A 21,004-nucleotide genomic window follows, 5' to 3' on the forward strand; every position below is an offset into this window, starting at 1 on the left:
CCAAGGCTGCGATCTTTTGCTCATTCAAGCCCTGAACTGCCCCAGACTCGCCTTCAACTGCGCTGCCAAGCCGTCCAGCACCTTGCCACTGGCCGTGGTTTCCACCACTGCCTGAGCCGCTTTCTCGGCCTGCGCATGAATGGTCTCGACCCGACCACGCACCGCTTGCGCACCCTGAGCCTGTTGCGCAGCGGCCTGGGTCGCCAGACCGATCGCCGCATGCACTTGCTCCACCGAGGCCTGCACTGATTGCTGAAGACGCGCACTGTCCCGCAGCACCAACAAGCCTTCGTCCGCTTGGCGCCCAGCCTGGCCAATCGCCGCCACCGCCTCCCGTGCACCCTGCTGCAAGGCCACAATGTGCGCCTGAATATCGCCGGTAGAGCTCTGGGTCTTGCTCGCCAGTGCCCGCACTTCGTCCGCCACCACCGCGAACCCGCGCCCAGTCTCACCCGCGCGCGCCGCTTCAATGGCCGCATTCAGTGCCAGCAGGTTGGTCTGCTCGGCAATCCCGTGAATGACCGTCAGCACCACCTCAATCTGCTCGCTTTGTTGCGCAAGTCGCTCGATCACCTGTGCTCCGGTTTCGACTTGACCCGCCAACGCCTCGATCAGACTGCCGACTTTTGCGGAAGTCCGGGTGTTTTCGTCAGTGGCCTGACGGATATCCACGACCTGTTTCAAAGCCGCCTGCATGGCCTGGCTTTCAGATTGGGCTTCGTCTGCCATTTGCGACAAAGCACGCAGACTCTCGGCCACTTCATCGCGCTGCATACCCGCCGCGGCATCGGCTCCGGCATTGCGCAGGGTCATGGCGCCGATTTCCACGCCGGTCCGCTGGGCTACGTCGCCGGCTTCACGCACGATCGGCTGCAACTTATCCACAAACCGATTGACCGCCGACGCCATGTCGCCGATCTCGTCCTTGCTGTTGATTTGCACGCGCTTGGTCAGATCACCCTCGCCCGCCGCCAGGTCATCCATGGCGATAATCAGCATTCTCAAGCGATTGACCACTCGACGCCCAAGCACCACCGCCAGCAACAGCAGGACACCAAAGCCCACGACCGCCAGACAGATACCGATACGCCAGCGCAGGGTGGCCGCGGCTTCCTGCACGGTACTGGTGGTATTGGCTTTCATTTCAGCCGCCGTGGACTGAGCCGACTGCAGTCGCGAACGCATGGCGGTCGCACTATCGGCCGCCGCGCCCTTCAGACTGTCACCCACCAATTGATCGCTGCTGGCGATCAAGGCGGAGAAACGCTTGTCCAGGGCCGCCAGATCGGCTTCCACCGACGCGGTCGATACGCCCATCAAGACCTTGCCGATTTCCACGCCATTGGGGTTGATCGAGGCTTCGATGTAGAAGACCGAAGGATCGCTCTTCGCCGCATCCAGCACCTTGTCCAGCGCCCGATCGCCCTGGCCTTTTTCCAGAAGCGCCTTGTTGATCGGGTTCTCTCGGTTGAGGTAGCGCGTCAGATGCTGACCCGTGGCGTCGTCATACACCACGAACAGTACGTTGGGATTGCGCTGGGCCCTGCGCGCGAACTCGGACAAGGTTGGAATGTCGTTGTCCCACATGGCGCGCGGCGCAACCGATGCCAGGAGTTGCGCCATGTCGCCGGCGGAATCCTTCAGGTCCTTTTCCAGTGTCTCGCGCAGTTGTGCCTGCTCCTCCTCCAATCGCGAGGACAACCCGGCCGTGAGGCGCTGACGGGTACTGGTGGAGAGGCTATCGAGGCTCGACGTGACTTCTCGCCCCGCCTGCTCAAGCTCGCCGGAAAGTTTTTGACTGTCCGCGCCCAGGCGCATGCCCAAATCGGCTTCCAATGCGGTCACCGTGCTCCGTGTCAGAGCGACCGCCACGACCACTTGCACCAATAGAGCGATACCAAGCGTAACGAACACAGGCCTCAACAAACGGCTTTGTAACAATGAGAGAACGGCCGACACTAGAAATCCCTCTGCTTTGGCGCCATTAAATTGATAGCACACCTGAAAGGAGGCTCTTTTCAATGTTCACAGCAAAGGTCATGCCGTTCAGCAGGCAAAAACGACAAAGGGCCCGATTATGGGCCCTTTGTGTTTCACATCAATGTCTTATCAAGCAAACGGATGACGCAGAACGATGGTTTCGTTGCGGTCCGGGCCCGTCGAAATAATGTCAATCGGCGCGCCGACCAACTCTTCGACACGCTTGATGTAGTTGCGTGCAGCCTGAGGCAGCTCTTCCAGGGTCTTGGCACCCAGGGTCGATTCACTCCAGCCCGGCATTTCTTCGTACACCGGCTCCAGGCCGATGTAGCTGTCGGCGTCGGTCGGTGCGTCGATCACTGCGCCGTCCTGATTCTTGTAGCCAACACAGATGTTGATGGTTTCCAGGCCGTCCAGTACGTCCAGCTTGGTCAGGCACAGGCCCGAGATGCTGTTCACATCGATGGCGCGACGCAGGATAACGGCATCGAACCAGCCGCAACGACGGGCACGGCCGGTGGTTGCACCGAACTCGTGGCCACGCTTGGCCAGGAACGCGCCAACGTCGTCGAACAGTTCAGTCGGGAACGGACCCGAACCAACGCGCGTGGTGTAGGCCTTGGTGATGCCGAGGATGTAGTCCAGGAACATCGGACCAACACCCGAACCGGTCGCGATACCGCCAGCGGTGGTGTTGGAACTGGTGACGTACGGGTAGGTACCGTGGTCGATGTCCAGCAACGAACCCTGGGCGCCTTCGAACATGATGTCCTTGCCAGCGCGACGCAGCTGGTGCAGCTCGGCAGTGACGTCCAGCATCATCGGCTTGAGCAGCTCGGCGTATTCCATGCACTCGTCCAGTGTCTTCTGGAAGTCGATTGCAGGCTCTTTGTAGTAATTGACCAGTACGAAGTTGTGGTAGTCCAGCAACTCGCCCAGCTTGGCGGCGAAACGCTCGCGGTGGAACAGGTCACCGATGCGCAGGCCACGACGTGCAACCTTGTCTTCGTAAGCCGGGCCGATGCCGCGACCGGTGGTGCCGATCTTCAGCTCGCCACGCGCTTTTTCACGGGCCTGGTCCAGCGCGACGTGATAGGACAGGATCAGCGGGCAGGACGGGCTGATACGCAGGCGCTCACGCACCGGCACACCTTTCTCTTCCAGCTTGTTGATTTCCCGCAGCAGGGCGTCAGGTGCAACCACCACGCCGTTGCCGATCAGGCACTGCACGCCTTCGCGCAGCACGCCCGACGGGATCAGGTGCAAGACGGTTTTTTCGCCGTCGATCACCAGGGTGTGGCCAGCGTTGTGGCCACCCTGGTAGCGCACTACGGCGGCAGCATGTTCGGTCAGCAGATCAACGATCTTGCCTTTGCCCTCATCACCCCATTGGGTGCCCAGGACTACGACATTCTTACCCATAACACTTGTCCTCATTCGCGCAAACTTGGTGCCGGCGGTGGCCGGCAGGAAAACTCAAGAAGCCAGTGGCGATACTTGCCAAAGCCCGTTCTGCTGAATCAATTGCCGGTCGCAGTCCGCTTCACGGGCGGCGGCCAAAGGTTGTCCAGGCAATGCCTGAACGACACGCTGACCCTCACTGCGCAACTGGCAAACCTGCTGCCAGAGTGCCGCATCCGTACTGTCAGGCATCCAGATACCGCCAGACGGTAGCTCGATTTCAGCACGCCCCAGGGTCACCAGGGTTTTCAAATCGGTGGAAAAGCCGGTTGCCGGACGGGCGCGACCGAAATCGGCGCCGATGTCGTCGTAACGACCGCCCTGGGCAATGGACTGGCCAACACCCGGCACGAACACGGCGAACACCACACCCGTGTGGTAGTGATAGCCGCGCAATTCGCCCAGGTCGAAGTACAGCGGCAAATCCGGGAAACGCACGGACAAACGCTCGGCAATCGCCAGCAAATCGTTCAGCGCCGCCAGAACCGGGGCCGGTGCCCCCGCCAGACGCTCACGCGCAGCGGCCAGTACTTCGCGACCGCCGCACAGGTCGACCAACGCCCGCAGCATGCCCGACAAATCGGCAGGCAAACCCTCGGTCAAGGTAATGACCTCGTCGATGGCCTTGCGTTGCAATGCATCGAACAACTGCTGTTCGACTTCACCGGACAAACCGGCTGCGCGAGCCAGGCCGCGGTAGATGCCGACATGACCGAGGTCCATGTGCACGTCCGGCACATCGGCCAGTTGCAGCATCGCCAGCATCAGGCTGATGACTTCGACATCGCTGCCGGGGCTGCCATCGCCGTACAACTCGGCGCCCAGCTGGATCGGGCTGCGCGAGGACGACAAGGCGCGTGGCTGAGCATGCAGCACGCTGCCGGCATAGCACAGACGACTCGGGCCTTCGCGACGCAGGGTGTGCGCATCGATACGCGCCACCTGCGGCGTGATGTCCGCGCGGAAACCCATCTGCCGGCCCGACTGCGGGTCGATGACCTTGAAGGTACGCAGATCCAGGTCCTGGCCCGCGCCGGTCAGCAGGGATTCCAGGTACTCGATATGGGGAGTCACGACAAATTCGTAACCCCAGCTCTGGAACAGATCCAACACCTGGCGACGCGCAACTTCAATGCGCGCCGCTTCCGGTGGCAGTACTTCTTCGATGCCATCTGGCAGCAGCCAGCGGTCTACCGTTGCCATTACGCCATTCCCCTATATCCGGGCGGCCAGCCAGCCCTCGGCCGAGCCTTGAGTGAAGCAGAAAATGATTGTTCCGCGCATGAACAACGGAGCGAAAAGCCTTCAACCGGCTTCGCCAACCACTTTCCTCGAAAAACCTGTCGAGCCTTTAGACTCGTACGCTTGCACCAAAAACAGCAATCAAACGTGCAGACGCAAAAAAGCCGGGAATTTCCCGGCTGCCGCATCATACACACGTTTTGCCAAAGGATCACCCCGCCAGAGGCGTTAGCCGCCCGGCGGAATGATTCGGGTCAACGCCGTATCAAGGCTTGGCTTTTTCCAGGTAGTGGAAGAAGTCACTGCTTGGGTCGAGGACCATGACGTCGGATTTATTCGCAAAGCTTTCACGGTAGGCGCGCAGGCTACGGTAGAACGCGTAGAACTCCTGATCCTGACCATAGGCCTTGGAATAGATCGAAGCGGCCTGGGCATCACCGTCACCGCGAATCTCTTCAGATTCACGATAGGCTTCAGCCAGCAACACGCGGCGCTGACGATCGGCGTCGGCACGGATGCCTTCAGCCAGCTCGTTACCCTTGGCGCGGTGCTCGCGAGCTTCACGCTCACGCTCGGTGCTCATACGCTCGAACACGCTACGGTTCACTTCCTTCGGCAGATCGATGGTCTTGACCCGAACATCGACAACTTCAATGCCCAGCTCTTTTTCAGCCATCTTGTTCAGCGAAGCCGTGATATCCGCCATCAGCGCATCACGCTCACCCGACACCACTTCGTGCAAGGTGCGCTTACCGAACTGGTCACGCAGACCAGACTCCAGACGACGGGACAGGCGCTCGTCGGCAATTTGCTTGAGACCGGATGTCGCGGTGTAGAAACGCTCTGCGTCCTTCACCCGCCACTTGGCGTAGGCATCGACCATCACGGCTTTCTTTTCCAGCGTCAGGAAGCGTTGTGTCGGTGCATCCAGCGTCATCAGGCGTGCGTCAAATTTACGCACCTGGTTAACGTAGGGCACTTTCACATGCAGGCCAGGTTGTACATCGGCCTGAACCACGCGACCGAACTGCAGCAACACCGCACGCTCGGTCTGAGCCACGATGTAGAAGCAGTTCCAGGCAGCGATCGCCACGACGACGCCGACAATAAGGGCGATCAGCGATTTATTGCTCATCAGCGACTCTCCCTGGTACGTGCTTGCTGTTGCTGCAGATCAGCTGCCGCACGCGCATTCGCTTCATTGCTGGTGGCTGCCGCACCGGTCACCGGAGTGCTGGTGTTGCGACCACTTTCGACCATTTTGTCCAGCGGCAAGTACAGCAGATTGCTCTGGCCATTCTTGTTGCCGGTCACCAGCACCTTGCTGGTGTTGCTGAAGACTTCCTGCATGGTGTCCAGGTACAGACGCTGACGGGTCACTTCAGGAGCCTTGCGGTACTCGGCAACGAGTTTGGTGAAGCGGTCAGCCTCACCCTTGGCGCGCGAGACGGTTTCGTCACGGTAGCCATTGGCGTCTTCGAGAATGCGCTGGGCCTGACCACGAGCTTCCGGCACGACGCCGTTGGCATAGGTTTCAGCCTGGTTGCGCGAACGCTGCTCGTCTTCACGGGCGCGGATCACGTCATCGAAGGCTTCCTGGACTTCGCGCGGTGCCGCTGCGCTCTGTACGTTGACCTGGGTGACGGTGATACCGGTGCGATAGGTGTCCATGAAGCGTTGCAGACGTTCCTTGATTTCGCTGGCCATCAATTCACGACCTTCAGTCAGCACCTGGTCCATCGCGGTGGAACCCACCACATGGCGCAGGGCGCTGTCGGTCGCGTGCTGCAGACTGATTTCCGGCTGATCGACGCTCAGCACGAAGTCCTGCAGGTTGCTGATCTTGTACTGCACGGTCAGCGGCACTTCGACGATGTTTTCGTCTTCGGTCAGCATTTGACCCTGCTTGGTGTACGCACGCTCACGCGTGACGTTTTCCATGTACTTCTTGTCGATCGGCGGGAAATAGATATTCAGGCCCGGGCCAACGGTTTCGTAGTACTTGCCGAAGCGCAGCACGACGGCCTGCTCCTGCTCGTCCACGACATAGACCGCGCTGTACAGCCACATGGCCGCCAGCACGACCAGGCCGATACCGAGCAGGCCGCCAAAGCCGCCACTCTTGCCCGGACCACCGCCGTCATCACCACGTTTCTTACCACCACCGAACAACCCGTTCAGGCTTTCCTGCAGCTTTCGGAAGGCCTCGTCGAGATCCGGTGGTCCCTTGCGGTCGCCATTGTTGCGACGCTTGCCACCCCAAGGATCCTGATTATTCGAGTTGCCACCCGGCTCATTCCAAGCCATAGCGCTCTCCATCTGATAAAGCAAAGACGCACCCACGGCGCGCCGACCAATGCTACAGAATGCCTGTCACCACGGCACAACCGCTTTCTCAGGCTTTTATTGCAAAGTGTGTTGCTCGATGAATTCCATCGGCTGCAATCCTTCACGGCTTACCAGTCGATTCAACTCGACCCGGGGCAAACGAACGGCCAGCAAACTGATGCCTTCTTCGTCGTGTTCTTCTTTTTGCACCGCGCCGAGTTCGAAAAACTGCGCACGCAGTCGAGCGAATCGTTGCGGCAAGCGCAGGGTACCGATAAACAAATCACTGCCAAGTAATTCGGCAATGGCTTGCTCAAGCAATTCCAGGCCAGTGCCATCACGCGCCGACAGCCAGACCCGCTGGGGCTTGCCGTTTTCGTCGCGCTGGATTTGTGGCTCAACGCCTTCAAGCAAATCGAGTTTGTTATAGACCTCGAGGATCGGCAAGTCCTGGGCACCAATCTCGCCCAGCACCACCATCACCTGCTCGATCTGCAACATGCGATCGGGTTCGGCCGCATCGATCACGTGCAACAACAGGTCGGAGTTGCTCGACTCCTCGAGGGTAGACCGAAATGCCTCGACCAGCTTGTGGGGCAAGTGGCGAATGAAACCTACAGTGTCTGCCAGGACAATCGGCCCCAGATCGTCCAGATCCAGACGACGCAGGGTAGGGTCCAGCGTGGCAAACAATTGGTCAGCCGCGTAGACGTCGGATTTCGTCACGTTATTGAACAGCGTGGACTTACCGGCGTTGGTATACCCCACCAGCGACACGGTAGGGATATCCGCACGCGAACGACCACGCCGCGACTGTTCGCGCTGGCTGCGCACTTTCTCCAGCCGGCCCTTGATCTGTCGCAGCCGAACCCGCAGCAAACGGCGGTCGGTTTCCAGTTGGGTTTCACCCGGGCCACGCATGCCGATACCGCCACCCTGGCGTTCAAGGTGAGTCCAGCCACGAACCAGCCGGGTGCTCATGTGGTCAAGCTGGGCCAGTTCTACCTGGAGCTTGCCTTCATGGGTACGGGCGCGTTGGGCGAAAATATCGAGAATCAGACCGGTACGGTCGATCACGCGACACTCGAAAACACGTTCGAGGTTGCGTTCCTGACTGGGCGTGAGGACGTGATTGAAAATCACCAGATCGGCCTCTTCGGCTTTGACCAGGTCGCGCAGTTCCTCGACCTTGCCACTGCCAATCAGGAATTTGGCGGTTGGCCGATGACGCGGCACGTTAAAAAACGCAACGGTCTCGGCGCCGGCCGAATTAGCCAACTCCTGAAACTCCTGCGGGTCTTCGCGCGCCTCAGGGTCCTGTCCATCCAAGTGAACGAGGATGACTCGCTCACCACCACCGTGGCGCTCAAAGAACAAAGGAGACTCCTATCAGGCGTTACCTGGCTCAGCATCACCTGCTTCGGATTCGGTTGCGCTAGGCAGACGAATTGGACGAACCGGCACTACTGTAGAGATAGCATGTTTGTAGACCATCTGGCTGACGGTGTTTTTCAGCAGGATGACGAACTGGTCGAAAGACTCGATCGTGCCTTGCAGCTTGATACCGTTGACCAGGTAGATGGAAACCCCAACTTTTTCTTTACGTAAAGTATTCAAGTAAGGGTCTTGTAGCGAATGCCCTTTTGACATGTGCCGCACTCCTTTAAGGATTCAATATAAAAAAATAGGTAAACAGATGACTTTGGCCGTCACACCCCCAAGGATAGACGGCAATTGCAAGGACTCAGCTCAATATGGAGATGGTCCCCAAGTATTTCAAGGCGCGCGGCAGATTGTCGCAATCGAGGCTGTCCAGCCAATGTAAATCAGCCCAACTGCGCAGCCAGGTGAACTGGCGCTTCGCCAATTGGCGCGTGGCGATGATTCCACGCTCCTGCATCTCGGCTGACGTCAGCTTGCCATCCAGGTAGTCCCAGACTTGTCGGTAACCTACCGCACGTATAGACGGCAACCCGGCATGCAGGTCACTTCGCTTACGCAGGGCTACGACCTCATCTATGAATCCCTGTTCCAACATTAAAGTGAATCTTTGTTTAATTCGGTCGTGCAATACCTGACGATTTGCCGGAGCTATGGCCAAGTTCGCGACAGTATAGGGCAATTGTTGCCGTCCCGAAGCGGCTGCGTCAGTACTTTGCGCAGATTGTTGCAAGCGCAGCTCGGTCATGCTTCGACCGCTGACGCGATAAACTTCCAGTGCTCGACTGAGTCGCTGTGGATCGTTCGGATGAATCCGCGCCGCAGAAACCGGATCAATAACTGCCAGTTGTTCGTGCAAGGCTTGCCAGCCAAGGCGTGCAGCTTCTTCTTCGATCTGCGCGCGAACGTCTGGATCGGCGGCCGGCATGTCCGCCAGTCCTTCGAGCAAGGCCTTGTAGTAGAGCATTGTGCCGCCGACCAGCAGCGGAATTTTTCCGCGCGCGGTGATCTCGGCCATGGCCTCGAGGGCGTCCCGGCGAAAATCCGCGGCGGAGTAGCTCTCGGCGGGGTCGAGGATATCGATCAAACGGTGGGGATATTGCGCCAGAAGTTCTTTCGATGGCTTCGCAGTACCGATGTCCATGCCACGGTAAACCAGTGCCGAATCGACACTGATCAGTTCGCAAGGCAGGACTTTGGTGAGTTCGATGGCCAGGTCGGTCTTGCCGGCGGCGGTCGGGCCCATCAGGAAAATCGCAGGTGGGAGCTGGCTCATCAACGACCGCGCAAGAACAGTTTGTCCAGATCGTCCAGGCCCAACTGGGTCCAGGTCGGTCGGCCATGGTTACATTGACCGCTGCGCTCGGTGTTTTCCATATCGCGCAACAGACCGTTCATTTCCGCCAGGGCCAGACGCCGGTTCGCCCGAATGGCGCCGTGGCAGGCCATGGTCCCAAGCAATTCGTTCAGGTGCGCCTGAATCCGGTCACTGGTGCCGTATTCCATCAGGTCGGCCAACACGTCGCCGACCAGTCGATTGGCTTCAGCCTGCTTGAGCAAGGCCGGAATCTGCCGGATGGCCAGTGTTTCCGGGCCAAGCCGCTGCAGTTCGAAGCCCAGACGCTGGAACCAGGCGACGTGCTCTTCGGCGCAATCGGCCTCGCGCTGGCTGACCGCCAGGGACTCCGGCACCAGCAGCGGCTGCCCGCTCAAGCCTTCGCTGGCCATGGCGACTTTCAGGCGCTCGTACATGATTCGCTCGTGAGCGGCGTGCATGTCCACCAGCACCAGCCCCTGGGCGTTTTCCGAAAGGATGTAGATGCCTTTGAGCTGCGCCAGCGCGTAACCCAGCGGCGGGATATCATCCTGACCGGCCGGCAGCGCTACGGCATTGGCCTCCGGCAGCGGCGCGAAGAATTCACGATAGGCAGCCTGGGCCTCAGCGGCGGGAACCGCGGACGGAGGTCGCGGGGTGTATTGATACTGATAGCCCGAACCAGATCCCGAGCCGGCCGGCGTATTGAGCGACGGTTGCGCTTGAGGCTGCTCCAGCAGCGCATTGGCGGCCAGGCGCATTTCGCCCTGCGGACCGAACTCGCCTGCCTCAAGCCCGACAGGACGGACAATGGCCGTCGCCACCGGTGCAGCCAGTTGATCTTCCGGTCGCACATCACCCAGGGCGCGGTGCAACGTACCGTAGAGGAAATCGTGGACCATGCGCCCGTCACGGAAGCGTACTTCGTGCTTGGTCGGGTGCACGTTGACGTCGACGCCCGCCGGATCAACTTCGAAAAACAGCACGAAGGTCGGATGCCGACCATTGAATAGCACGTCGCGATAAGCCTGGCGCACCGCGTGGGCCACCAGTTTGTCGCGTACCGCACGGCCATTGACGAAAAAATACTGCAAATCCGCCTGACTACGGTTGAAGGTCGGCAACCCGACCCAGCCCCACAGATGCAGACCGTTGCGCTCGATTTCAATCGGCAGTGCCTGTTCCAGGAAGCCTGGACCGCAGATCGCTGCCACTCGCCGGGCGCGGGCCCCATCATCATGGGCCTCGTGCAGGCTGAGAATGGTCTTGCCGTTGTGGCGCAAATGGAACGCCACGTCGAAGCGCGCCAGGGCCAGACGCTTGATCACTTCCTGCAGATGATCGAATTCGGTTTTTTCGGTCTTGAGAAACTTGCGCCGCGCCGGTGTGTTGAAAAACAGGTCGCGGACCTCGACCGAGGTCCCCACCGGATGGGCGGCTGGCTGCACGCGGGGCGCCATGTCACGGCCTTCGGTTTCCACCTGCCAGGCCTGATCGGCATCGCGAGTGCGCGACGTCAGGGTCAGACGCGCCACAGAACTGATCGACGCCAGGGCTTCACCACGGAAGCCCAGGCTCATGACCTGCTCAAGGTCTTCCAGATTACGGATCTTGCTGGTGGCATGACGGGCCAGCGCCAGCGGCAGGTCATCGGCGGAAATGCCGCTGCCATCATCACGCACCCGCAGCAGTTTGACGCCGCCCTGCTCCACATCGACATCGATGCGTTTGGCGCCGGAGTCGAGGCTGTTTTCCAGCAACTCCTTGATCACCGACGCCGGGCGCTCAACCACCTCACCGGCGGCGATCTGGTTCGCCAGTCGCGGGCTGAGCAGCTCGATGCGGGCAGCGTTGGTCAGCACCTGATTCATTCTTTGGCCGCCAGTTCAGTGCCGGGAATGGTCAAATGCTGACCAATCTTGAGTTCGTCGCTCGACAGGTTGTTGGCACTGCGCAGCGTGGCCGGCGACACTTGGTAACGCACAGCGATCATCGCCAGCGTCTCGCCCGGGCTGACCCGGTGGTCACGCGGACCTTGGGCGATTTTGCCCGAGTCACGCAACCAGGCGATGTAGGTGCCAGGTGGCGGGTTTTGCTGGAAGAACTGACGCACGCCACTGCTGATAGAGCGCGCCAACGCCTGCTGATGGCTCGACGCCGCGAGTTTCGAGGCTTCATTGGCGTTGGAGATGAACCCGGTTTCCACCAGGATCGACGGAATATCCGGCGACTTCAGCACCATGAACCCGGCCTGCTCCACCCGCTGTTTGTGCAACGGCGTGACCCGGCCGATGTTGGTCAGGACTTTCTGACCGACGTTCAGGCTGGAAGTCAGCGACGCCGTCATCGACAGGTCGAGCAACACGCCTGCGAGCATGCGGTCCTTGTCGTCGAGGCTGACGTTGCCGGCACCGCCGATCAGGTCGGAGCGGTTTTCACTGTCAGCCAGCCAGCGCGCAGTTTCCGACGTGGCGCCGCGATCAGACAGGGCGAACACCGAGGCCCCGAATGCGGCAGCTGAAGGCGCGGCATCGGCGTGGATCGAAACGAACAGGTCAGCGCCTTTCTTGCGGGCGATTTCGGTGCGGCCGCGCAAGGGAATGAAGTAGTCACCGGTGCGAGTCAGCTCGGCGCGGAAACCTTTCATGCCGCTCACCTGGCGTTGCAGTTCGCGGGCGATGGCCAGCACCACGTCTTTTTCGCGCTGACCGCGAGAGCCCGAAGCACCCGGGTCTTCGCCACCGTGGCCGGCGTCGATCACGACAATGATGTCGCGCTTGCCGGCCGGTGCCGGCGGCAGCTTGATTGCAGGTTCCGCGGGAGTCACCGGCACTGCCGGCACGGTCGCGACCGAAGGCGTCGGCGCTGGAGGTGGCGCGGCGTCAGACGGACTATCGAACAGATCGACAACCAACCGGTTGCCATACTGCGCGTTCGGTGCCAGGGAGAAACTTTTCGGGGTCACAGCCTTTTTCAGGTCGATGACCACCCGCAGGTCGGTCGGCGTGCGTTGGGCCGAGCGCATGGCGGTGATCGGGGTATTCGAGGTGTTGACGTTCAACGGCGAACCCAGGGTCGCGCCATTGATGTCGATGACCAGGCGATCCGGGGATGTCAGGGTAAAGACACTGTGCTGCACCGGGCCCGTCAGATCAAACACCAGTCGCGTGTTGTCCGGCGCCCGCCACAGGCGAACACTGTTGACCTTCGTGTCGGCCACAGCGTCGACGGTTACCGCCAAAAACAACACCCCAACGGCAGCAACCAACGCGCGAAAGCGCATACCTAACCCCATCATTTATTTGGATTCCAATGCCAAAGCGGCACACCAGGACTCGCCACGCGAGCCTTGGGGCAAAATTTTCAGCGAACGCCCGCTGTCATGCGGGCTAATGGTAATGGTCAGGTCGGGCTTTGGCAAAAAGCCTGCACCCTTGTCAGGCCATTCGATCAGGCACAGCGCGTCATCTTCGAAATAGTCGCGGATGCCGAGGAACTCCAGCTCTTCCGGATCGACCAGGCGATACAGGTCGAAATGAAAGGCACGAATATCGCCGATCTCGTAGGGTTCAACCAAAGTGAAGGTCGGACTTTTTACCGCCCCGACATGCCCCAGGCCACGGATGATGCCCCGGGACAGCGTGGTTTTCCCCGCCCCCAGATCTCCCTCGAGAAAGATCAGACCGTGCCCTTTCGTGGTTTGGGCGATGCGTGTACCCAATTCAGTCATCGCCGCTTCATCAGCCAGATACAGGGTTACTTCAGACACGGTGCTTGCTCCTCCAACAACTGACGAATGGCTGGAATCAGATCACTGGCCGCCAGCCCACGGCCGAATTTACCTTGTTGCTCGCCCGCATTGGCATGCAGCCAGACCGCCAGGCACGCGGCGTCGAATGCCTCCATGCCCTGGGCCAGCAACGCGCCGACCACACCCGCCAGCACATCACCCAACCCGGCAGTGGCCATCGCCGGATGCCCTTGGTGACACACGGCCAGCCGCCCGTCGGGACTGGCGATCAAGCTGCCGGCGCCTTTGAGCACTACGACCGCTGTATATTTTTTGCTCAACGCATGGGCCGCGGCGGGCCGATCCGCCTGAACTTGCGCCGTGCTGATGCCTAACAAGCGAGCGGCTTCGCCCGGATGCGGGGTGATCACACAATCCCTGGGCAACCTCACCCGTTCCTCGGCCAGCATGTTCAGCGCGTCGGCATCCCAGACTTGCGGCACCGGCGCGTTGGCGGCAGCCGACAAAAGACTGCGTCCCCAAGCCGCCTGGCCCAAGCCTGGGCCAACCACCAACACGGAAACCTTTTGAAGCAATCCCATCAGTTGATTGGCTGACGAAGCGCCCACCACCATCGCCTCGGGGATCCTGGCCAATGCGGCAGGCACGTGTTCGCTGCGAGTGGCCACCGACACCATGCCGGCACCGCTGCGCAGCGCACTTTGCGCACTCAGCAGGATCGCACCACCGAAACCGCGATCGCCGCCCATCAGCAGCACATGGCCGAAATTGCCTTTATGGGAAGCAGGCGGACGCGCAGCCAGAAACGGCAGCTTGCCAGCCGTCAGACGACGGGCGCTGATCGGTGCGCTTTCAAGTAACTGAGGATCGGCGTGCAAGTCGTTGAACACCAGTTCGCCCACCACATCCGCCGCGTCACCGGTGAACAAACCCACTTTCAAACCGATGAACGTCACGGTCAGGTCCGCCCGGACCGCATGAGCGAGGATGCGCCCGGTATCGGCGCTCAGACCGGAAGGGATATCCACCGCCGCCACCGGCAGACCGCTTGCATTGATCGCAGCAATGGCACTGGCATACGGGTCGCGCACGTCACCACTCAGCCCCGTGCCGAGCAAGGCGTCGAGCACGATACCGCGCAATTGCGACTGCGCGCTCCACGCTTCGATAGAGACCTTTTCAGACACGGCCTCGGCATGGGCCAGGCCGGCATCGCCTTGCAACCGTTGCGGATCGCCGACCGCCAATACCCGCACCGTCCATCCGGCGCGCCGGGCCAGCACCGCCACCAGATAGCCATCACCGGCATTGTTGCCTTGCCCTGCCAACACGCTCAATTCGGTCGCCGACGGCCACTGACGAACCAGCGCTCGCCAGGTCGCCCGAGCCGCACGCTGCATCAATTCGAAGCCCTTTGTTCCGGCCGCGATCAGGCTCGCATCAAGTCCCCGGACCTGTGCAGCGCTGTACAGCGCGTCGGGTAAATCATCTTTAGTGTGCGGCATGCGTCTTCAGGCTCCGATGTCTGGCAGAATTATACGCACCTCAGCTCCGGTTTCTCTCGCCTCATGCCCGCTATTACTCCAGACCTGCCCACTCTCGCCCAATCCATCAAGGACTGGGGCCGCGAGCTGGGCTTTCAGCAAGTCGGCATCAGCGGTCTCGACCTGGGCGAGCATGAGCAGCACCTGGAGCGCTGGCTCGACGCCGGCTACCACGGCGAAATGGACTACATGGGCGCCCACGGCAGCAAACGCTCGCACCCGGAAGAACTGGTGCCGGGCACATTGAGAGTCGTTTCCCTGCGCATGGACTACCTGGCGGGCGACACGCAAATGGCGCAAATGCTCGCCCAGCCGGAAAAAGCCTACGTATCACGTTATGCCTTGGGCCGCGATTACCACAAATTGATCCGTAAACGCGTGCAACAACTGGCGGAAAAGATTCAAGCTGAAATCGGCCCGTTCGGCTATCGCGCCTTTGTCGACAGTGCGCCTGTTCTGGAAAAAGCCATCGCCGAACAGGCCGGCCTGGGCTGGATCGGCAAGAACACGCTGGTTTTGAATCGCAAGGCCGGCAGTTATTTCTTCCTGGCCGAGCTGTTTGTCGATTTGCCGTTGCCGGTGGACCCGCCTCACGCCACCGAACATTGCGGCCGATGCAGTGCCTGCCTCGATATTTGTCCAACCAACGCCTTCGTCGGCCCCTATGTGCTGGACGCCCGGCGCTGCATTTCCTACCTGACCATCGAACTCAAAGGCGCGATCCCTGAAGACCTGCGACCACTGATCGGTAATCGAGTGTTCGGTTGCGATGACTGCCAGATCGTCTGTCCGTGGAACCGCTTCGCCCGGCCGTCTGGTGAAAGCGACTTCAAGCCGCGCCATAGCCTGGACAATGCCGAGTTGGCGGAGCTGTTCATGTGGGACGAGGACAAGTTCCTGAGCAATACCGAAGGCTCGCCATTGCGGCGGGCGGGCTATCAGAGCTGGTTGCGAAATCTCGCCGTGGGATTGGGAAACGCGCCCTCAACGATTCCGGTGCTGGAAGCGCTGAAGGCGCGACGGGAGTACCCGTCGGAACTGGTCAGAGAGCATGTGGAGTGGGCACTGAAGCAACACACCGATCGTCTCGAATGATTGAAGCGGCTATCGAGTGCAACAAGATCAAGTGAGGCTCAAGCAAAGTTGAAATGATCAGCGCCCGTTAACACTCAGGTATGCCCGCCAACCTGCAATATTTCGACAATGTGATCGGTGTCATGCACCAAAAAAGTCACCCTGTCCTTACCACCTATTCGCACTTCGAATCGGCCCAGCTTCTTCTCCAGAGCTGTGTATTTCGGATCTCCCATCCTCTTCGAGGCCTCTACTGGAGAAAGACCCTCGTCAGCTATGCCTCGTTTGAATACCTCGAATTCATCCAGTTGGGATCGACCCAGATCCGACTTTATGTTTTTTTCCTTGGGCCCCTTCAGGGTCCATTTTTTCGGTGTGTCATCCACTTTCCCACCTGCCTTCGCTGCTTTGGCGGCGGCTTTCGCCCCTTTGCCTTTGGCCATCGATGATCCCGCCCTCGACGCTCCGTTACTCATCCCCCTGGACATGGCCCTCGCTGCATCCGCGGGTTTTCCACTCAACCCGGGCTTGAAGGCATTCGCCAATTTACTCCCCCATTGAGCAGCACTTTTGCCGAGGGCGCCCAAACCGGCCCCTAACGACATCACACCAGTGGCCAGGCTGGCCCAGCCCAAAATCTCTCCGATCCCTGACTGCGGCGCCACTTCGTCGACAATGATGCCGGCAATCCCCAACGTTGTAGACGCAGCCGCCAGCGTCAGACCAATGATCGCGAGTGGCGTGGCGGCCCCCATTGTCACGACACTCAGGGCAAAACCGGCAATGGACAACGCTATCCCCAACAAGGCTTTCCAAAAATGCCCTGTCGGATCCACTCGATTGATGGGGTCGCCCCCACAATAGGCGTAGGGGTTCAATCCGCCGGCGCCGAACGGGCTCATGCTGTCCGGGCTGAGAAAGCGCATCAGCGCAGGGCTATAGGCACGGTAGCCATTGCCCAGCAAGTACAAGCCTGTCGAAGGGTCGAGTGCTTCGCCACTGAACCCCAGCACGGCAAATAGGCCGCCTTCCGCCGGACGATGTCCATATGGGCTGTAGGCAAAATCCTGGCGCCGCGACCCAGTGACCTCGGTCAACACACTCTGCTGCTGGTCGGCACCCAACAACCTGGTGCCGGCGTCCTGCCCTTGCCGGTTCTGCCCCAATAAAATGCCGGCGTTGCGCAAGCAGGTGCTCTTGTCCGGGCCGCACACTTCGTTCAGCACGCGGCCTTCGCGGTAATATCGCTGGGTCGGCGGGCCGACCGGCTGTGACAGTTCGACCAACCGATCCTGCGCGTCGTAGTGATAGCCGCGCACCACGTCCCCGACGGCGCTGGCCACTTGAGTCAGGCGTCCCAGCGCATCGTAAGTCAGCCTGCGGGCCTGTTCGTCCCTGATCAACTGACCGTTGGCGTCATACTCCAGCACGACCGGCGCCGGATAATCCTTGTGGCTGTGTCGGATGCCGATCAATTGAGTAGGATCGCTGGCACTGTAATCGAAGGACGCCAGGTTTTTACCGCCGGGAAATTCGGTTTCCAGGGAGACGATGTTGTCCATCGCATCAAACACGTAGGTTTGCTTGATGATCTCTTTGCCATACGGGTCGCGCGGTCGGTGGGTGCCACGGCTGCTGTACTGGCTCAGGCGGCCGCGCGAGTCGTACGTGAAGCGCTCGTCGCGTATGACGTCATCGCCGTTTTTCAATGTGCGTTGCGCCAACTTGCTGGTCGGTGTGTAACTTGAAGTCAGGGTTTGGCTGCCTGATCCAGCGGCCTCGAAACGGCGTGAGATTTCTCGCCCCAGATCATCGTAAGCCAGTCGGGTGACCAGCGAACTTTCCCCCTTCATGTCTTGGGCGTCGACCTCAGTCAACTGACCCAGCGCGTTGTAGGCAAATGCGGCTTTGAGTGCATGTTGTTCAAACGATTTTGGACGCCCCCATTCATCGTAATCAGTCGTGTGTCGGTGACCGAGCACATCGGTGCAGGTGAGGGGACGCCCCCCCAATGAATAGCTATAGAGGGCCTTCTCCTGCTGTTCGCCCACGATGGACAGCTCACGTTTGAGCCGCCCGGAGGGGTAATACTCGAAGCGCGTCTCGCGTCCTTGCTCCGTACACATCGTCGGCAGACCAAGCCTGGGATGGTAGGCATACCTGGCGAGTAATCCGTTGGCGTTGCGTTGAATCACTTGCCCGCCAAGGTTGCGTTCGTACTGGTATTCGATCCGTTCACCACCTGGCGCCTGTTCCCAGGCGGGCTTGCTGAAACCCGACTCGAACCCCGCCTTGGTCACTCGACCGCCGACGTTGCTCTGGATCAACCGTCCGAGCCCATCAAAGGCCTGCTGACCCAGACTACGGCCCGCGACTTTGACCTCGACGGGCATTTGTCCGGGACTATGGGATGCATACTCGGTTTCCACAGCATGGCCATCGGGCAATACACTGCGCCGGAGCCGATTGAATACGTCGTACTGATAACCCGTTGTATTCCCTGCCGGATCGGTCCGACTGACACCCCTTCCCAGGCCATCATATTCGTGAAGGGTCTTGCCCAGACTCCGTCCCTTCAGGTCGAACACCTCGATACTCTCGGGTTTGCCGAACCCCTGGTAGACCGTGACGGTCTTGCCCATGCCTTCTTGCCACTGCACTTCCCGAAGGGTCACTGGGTCGAATTCCACGTGCGCTTTTCGACCGTCGCCATGGAGCGTGGTTTTTACCTGCCCCCAATCATCAAGGATGAAGGTGGTTTTTATCGCCAGGGGAGCGCCCTGCAACCAGTCAGTGCCGGTTTCTTCGATGAGCTGGCCCGCCGCGTCGTATTGCGCCGAGTAAACCGGGCGTAGCGGCCCATCGGCCTGGTGGTCGCTGTCTTGCTCCTCGATACGAATCGTACGCCCGAGACCGTCAAGAGTGACGCGCTGCTGCTGGCCGTTTACGTCAGTGCTGATGATCGTTGCCGGTGTGCTATTGCCAACCGCCGGTTGATAGACATTGCTGCGCCTGGCGGTATACGCGGTGTCAGGCGCCACAGTCTCTGTCACCACGCGGCCAAGAGCGTCGTACTCGAAGACAACTGTCCCTTCATCCTCGTTCCGCTCGGATAATTTCACCCCATTGAGGGCTGAAAAGGCAGTGGTGACCGTTTTGCGGGTGCCATCAAACCCTTTCAGCGTGGTTTGCAGCGTACGGGTCGCGCCACCATGGCTGTACTGGAATTCAGATTGGGTCGATTGGCCATTACACGTGATGGTTTGCTTTTCCAGCAGACCGTGAACCAGGGGATCGGTGGGGCGATCGATATAAACCAGGTCAGTTTGAGAGCAGAGCGTCTCGCTGCCCTGTGCCAGTTCAAGAAATTGCTCGCGCACGCGGACAATGTTCTGCGCCGATGCGCCACTCATCCCACGTTGTAGCTGATAACGATAACGTGTGGTAGTGGTCTCGGCCGCAGCGAATCCAGGTGCTGGAAAGACTGTTCGCTGTTTCTCGAACCGCACGAAACCCAAGGGGTCCGCCGGACAACCATCGGCACCCGCCGCCGGGTAGAACTCGCAAACAGTGGTCACGCCACTCGGTTCGACCTGCTTGAGCAAATTGCCAAACGCATCGAATTCGGTACGCAACACCTCGTCCCGCGATGTGTTCGTCTCGCGGTCGTGGTAACGCAGGGTCTGAACTCTTGGCAATCTGAACTGTGCCGGCTGCTCTGAAAAATCTTTGCGCGGATCAAGGTGATACTCAATCAGTTGCGAGGTAGCCACCTTCTTGCAAGTCGCCACCTCCGAGACCTGCAGATGATATTTGTTGTAGGTACGGACCGTAGAGCGATGAACCTTCCCATCCAGCATCAAGCGCTCGGTCGAGGTATAGGAATAGTCGTCTGAGGCCTGATAAAGGTTATCTCCTTCCTCCGACCACTTGATGTCCTCGGCGTCGAAACCCAGAAAATTGTTGTCGGAATACTCGTAATTGGTGGTTATCGCCGGCTGATTGTGCCGGGGGAAAACCGTATGCGAGTTGACATAGGGAATGGATCGCAGGGGAGCTCCGCGCGGAAATCGATGCCCCTGCTGCTGATAACCAATGAACTCGCGTGCACCCAGCGGCGAGTCGACTTGCTTCAGATAACTTCGACCTTCGATATCCTCGTACGTCAGGATCCACGCATCGCCGGTCGGCAAATCAATGGATACAACCCGGTCATTGACGAGCGACAGAACAAAGCGCGCCTCACAGGGGGTGTCGGGGTATTGAACAAGGCTAACTGCACCACGGTTGCGCGAAACACTCAGTAAAATACGCTGATCGTCCCTCACTTCCCTGAGTATTGGCTGATCGTTTATAGCGGTGTAACCGAGCGTGATGCTGCCGCCATTTGGCGCAACAATTCGCTTCGGAACGGCTATGTCACTCGCACCGTAGACTTCGAGTTCTTCACGCAGGCCGTCCTTATGCACAATGTCATAGCGATTGGGTGCAGGACGACTGGCCTTGATGGTTTCCAGCTTCAGTTCATCGAAGGTCAAGCGTGTGGCCGATGTCCTGGCCTTATAACTTTCACCACTGGACAGCGTCAGCGTCTGCGCCGCCGTGTCGTAGCGGGTCAATGCCAATGACCACCCCACTCCCAAACCAATATCAGCGCCGTTGAGCGGATTGAAGTACAGGTTGATCGGCAAGGAAGGGCCATTTAACCCACCGGACTTGATTTCACCCATCGTTATGGAGCAGGTATAAATTCCTGTACGTGGATCGACCCCCCCGGAAATGAAATCATGAAAGTTAAAAGCATTTGAATAAATATTTCTTGAGTTACTTATAGTCATTTGACGTTCCCATCAGCATGAACCCCAGTCT

14 protein-coding genes are annotated in these 21,004 nt (G+C 59.7%); 1 reads left to right on the plus strand and 13 read right to left on the minus strand.

Annotation, left to right across the window (positions count from 1 at the left end):
• Window positions 1–24 precede the first annotated feature (24 nt).
• The 12 genes from ACX3YF_RS04710 to ACX3YF_RS04765 all read right to left on the minus strand — a co-directional run bounded on the left by ACX3YF_RS04710 (window position 25) and on the right by ACX3YF_RS04765 (window position 15,022).
• A complete protein-coding gene (locus ACX3YF_RS04710) occupies window positions 25–1,959 on the minus strand; it encodes a methyl-accepting chemotaxis protein (protein ID WP_288100625.1) in 1,935 nt (644 codons plus the stop codon).
• A 150-nt stretch (window positions 1,960–2,109) separates the two neighbouring features.
• The gene (locus ACX3YF_RS04715; protein ID WP_130204929.1) at window positions 2,110–3,402 is read right to left on the minus strand and encodes an adenylosuccinate synthase; all 1,293 of its coding nucleotides are present in this window, start codon (window positions 3,400–3,402) and stop codon (window positions 2,110–2,112) included.
• A gap of 54 nt (window positions 3,403–3,456) precedes the next feature.
• On the minus strand, window positions 3,457–4,644 hold the full coding sequence (locus tag ACX3YF_RS04720) for an ATP phosphoribosyltransferase regulatory subunit (protein WP_047536733.1): 1,188 nt from the start codon (window positions 4,642–4,644) through the stop codon (window positions 3,457–3,459).
• Between the two features lie 304 nt (window positions 4,645–4,948).
• Window positions 4,949–5,818, minus strand: a complete 870-nt coding sequence (gene hflC, locus ACX3YF_RS04725; RefSeq protein ID WP_090465431.1) for a protease modulator HflC — start codon at window positions 5,816–5,818, stop codon at window positions 4,949–4,951.
• Complete coding sequence (gene hflK, locus ACX3YF_RS04730; RefSeq protein WP_130204933.1) at window positions 5,818–6,990, minus strand: FtsH protease activity modulator HflK; 1,173 nt, start codon at window positions 6,988–6,990, stop codon at window positions 5,818–5,820. The genes hflC and hflK overlap by 1 nt, the downstream gene beginning before the upstream one ends.
• A gap of 96 nt (window positions 6,991–7,086) precedes the next feature.
• Window positions 7,087–8,388 (minus strand): ribosome rescue GTPase HflX, encoded by a 1,302-nt coding sequence (gene hflX / locus ACX3YF_RS04735; protein ID WP_046819838.1) that lies wholly within the window; start codon window positions 8,386–8,388, stop codon window positions 7,087–7,089.
• 12 nt (window positions 8,389–8,400) lie between these two features.
• Entirely contained in the window at window positions 8,401–8,661 is a 261-nt protein-coding gene (gene hfq, locus ACX3YF_RS04740) for an RNA chaperone Hfq (protein ID WP_007902656.1), read from the minus strand.
• Between the two features lie 94 nt (window positions 8,662–8,755).
• Window positions 8,756–9,727: a tRNA (adenosine(37)-N6)-dimethylallyltransferase MiaA gene (gene miaA / locus ACX3YF_RS04745; RefSeq protein ID WP_288100632.1), complete on the minus strand. Its 972-nt coding sequence runs from the start codon at window positions 9,725–9,727 to the stop codon at window positions 8,756–8,758.
• Entirely contained in the window at window positions 9,727–11,625 is a 1,899-nt protein-coding gene (gene mutL / locus ACX3YF_RS04750; RefSeq protein WP_458974827.1) for a DNA mismatch repair endonuclease MutL, read from the minus strand. The genes miaA and mutL overlap by 1 nt, the downstream gene beginning before the upstream one ends.
• Before the next feature lie 8 nt (window positions 11,626–11,633).
• On the minus strand, window positions 11,634–13,064 hold the full coding sequence (locus tag ACX3YF_RS04755; protein ID WP_130204941.1) for an N-acetylmuramoyl-L-alanine amidase: 1,431 nt from the start codon (window positions 13,062–13,064) through the stop codon (window positions 11,634–11,636).
• Window positions 13,065–13,535: a tRNA (adenosine(37)-N6)-threonylcarbamoyltransferase complex ATPase subunit type 1 TsaE gene (gene tsaE, locus ACX3YF_RS04760; protein WP_047536712.1), complete on the minus strand. Its 471-nt coding sequence runs from the start codon at window positions 13,533–13,535 to the stop codon at window positions 13,065–13,067. It abuts the gene before it with no gap.
• The gene (locus tag ACX3YF_RS04765; RefSeq protein WP_458943764.1) at window positions 13,523–15,022 is read right to left on the minus strand and encodes an NAD(P)H-hydrate dehydratase; all 1,500 of its coding nucleotides are present in this window, start codon (window positions 15,020–15,022) and stop codon (window positions 13,523–13,525) included. Before ACX3YF_RS04765 ends, tsaE begins: the two co-directional genes overlap by 13 nt.
• 63 nt (window positions 15,023–15,085) lie before the next feature.
• Between ACX3YF_RS04765 and queG the strand changes: the two genes are divergently transcribed.
• The gene (gene queG / locus ACX3YF_RS04770) at window positions 15,086–16,156 is read left to right on the plus strand and encodes a tRNA epoxyqueuosine(34) reductase QueG (protein WP_288100637.1); all 1,071 of its coding nucleotides are present in this window, start codon (window positions 15,086–15,088) and stop codon (window positions 16,154–16,156) included.
• 74 nt (window positions 16,157–16,230) lie between these two features.
• Here queG and ACX3YF_RS04775 read toward each other — a convergent pair whose 3' ends face one another.
• The gene (locus ACX3YF_RS04775; RefSeq protein ID WP_458973470.1) at window positions 16,231–20,973 is read right to left on the minus strand and encodes an RHS repeat domain-containing protein; all 4,743 of its coding nucleotides are present in this window, start codon (window positions 20,971–20,973) and stop codon (window positions 16,231–16,233) included.
• Between the last annotated feature and the right edge of the window lie 31 nt (window positions 20,974–21,004).

The organism is Pseudomonas fluorescens group sp. PF-69, from assembly GCF_054481235.1.

Bases quoted from the DNA above. Each gene is read 5' to 3' on its own strand.
- ACX3YF_RS04765 (WP_458943764.1), bottom strand. From the start codon at position 15,022: ATGCCGCACACTAAAGATGATTTACCCGACGCGCTGTACAGCGCTGCA.
- ACX3YF_RS04755 (WP_130204941.1), bottom strand. From the start codon at position 13,064: ATGATGGGGTTAGGTATGCGCTTTCGCGCGTTGGTTGCTGCCGTTGGG.
- hfq (WP_007902656.1), bottom strand. From the start codon at position 8,661: ATGTCAAAAGGGCATTCGCTACAAGACCCTTACTTGAATACTTTACGT.
- ACX3YF_RS04775 (WP_458973470.1), bottom strand. From the start codon at position 20,973: ATGACTATAAGTAACTCAAGAAATATTTATTCAAATGCTTTTAACTTT.
- hflC (WP_090465431.1), bottom strand. From the start codon at position 5,818: ATGAGCAATAAATCGCTGATCGCCCTTATTGTCGGCGTCGTCGTGGCG.
- ACX3YF_RS04715 (WP_130204929.1), bottom strand. From the start codon at position 3,402: ATGGGTAAGAATGTCGTAGTCCTGGGCACCCAATGGGGTGATGAGGGC.
- ACX3YF_RS04720 (WP_047536733.1), bottom strand. From the start codon at position 4,644: ATGGCAACGGTAGACCGCTGGCTGCTGCCAGATGGCATCGAAGAAGTA.
- hflK (WP_130204933.1), bottom strand. From the start codon at position 6,990: ATGGCTTGGAATGAGCCGGGTGGCAACTCGAATAATCAGGATCCTTGG.
- queG (WP_288100637.1), top strand. From the start codon at position 15,086: ATGCCCGCTATTACTCCAGACCTGCCCACTCTCGCCCAATCCATCAAG.
- miaA (WP_288100632.1), bottom strand. From the start codon at position 9,727: ATGAGCCAGCTCCCACCTGCGATTTTCCTGATGGGCCCGACCGCCGCC.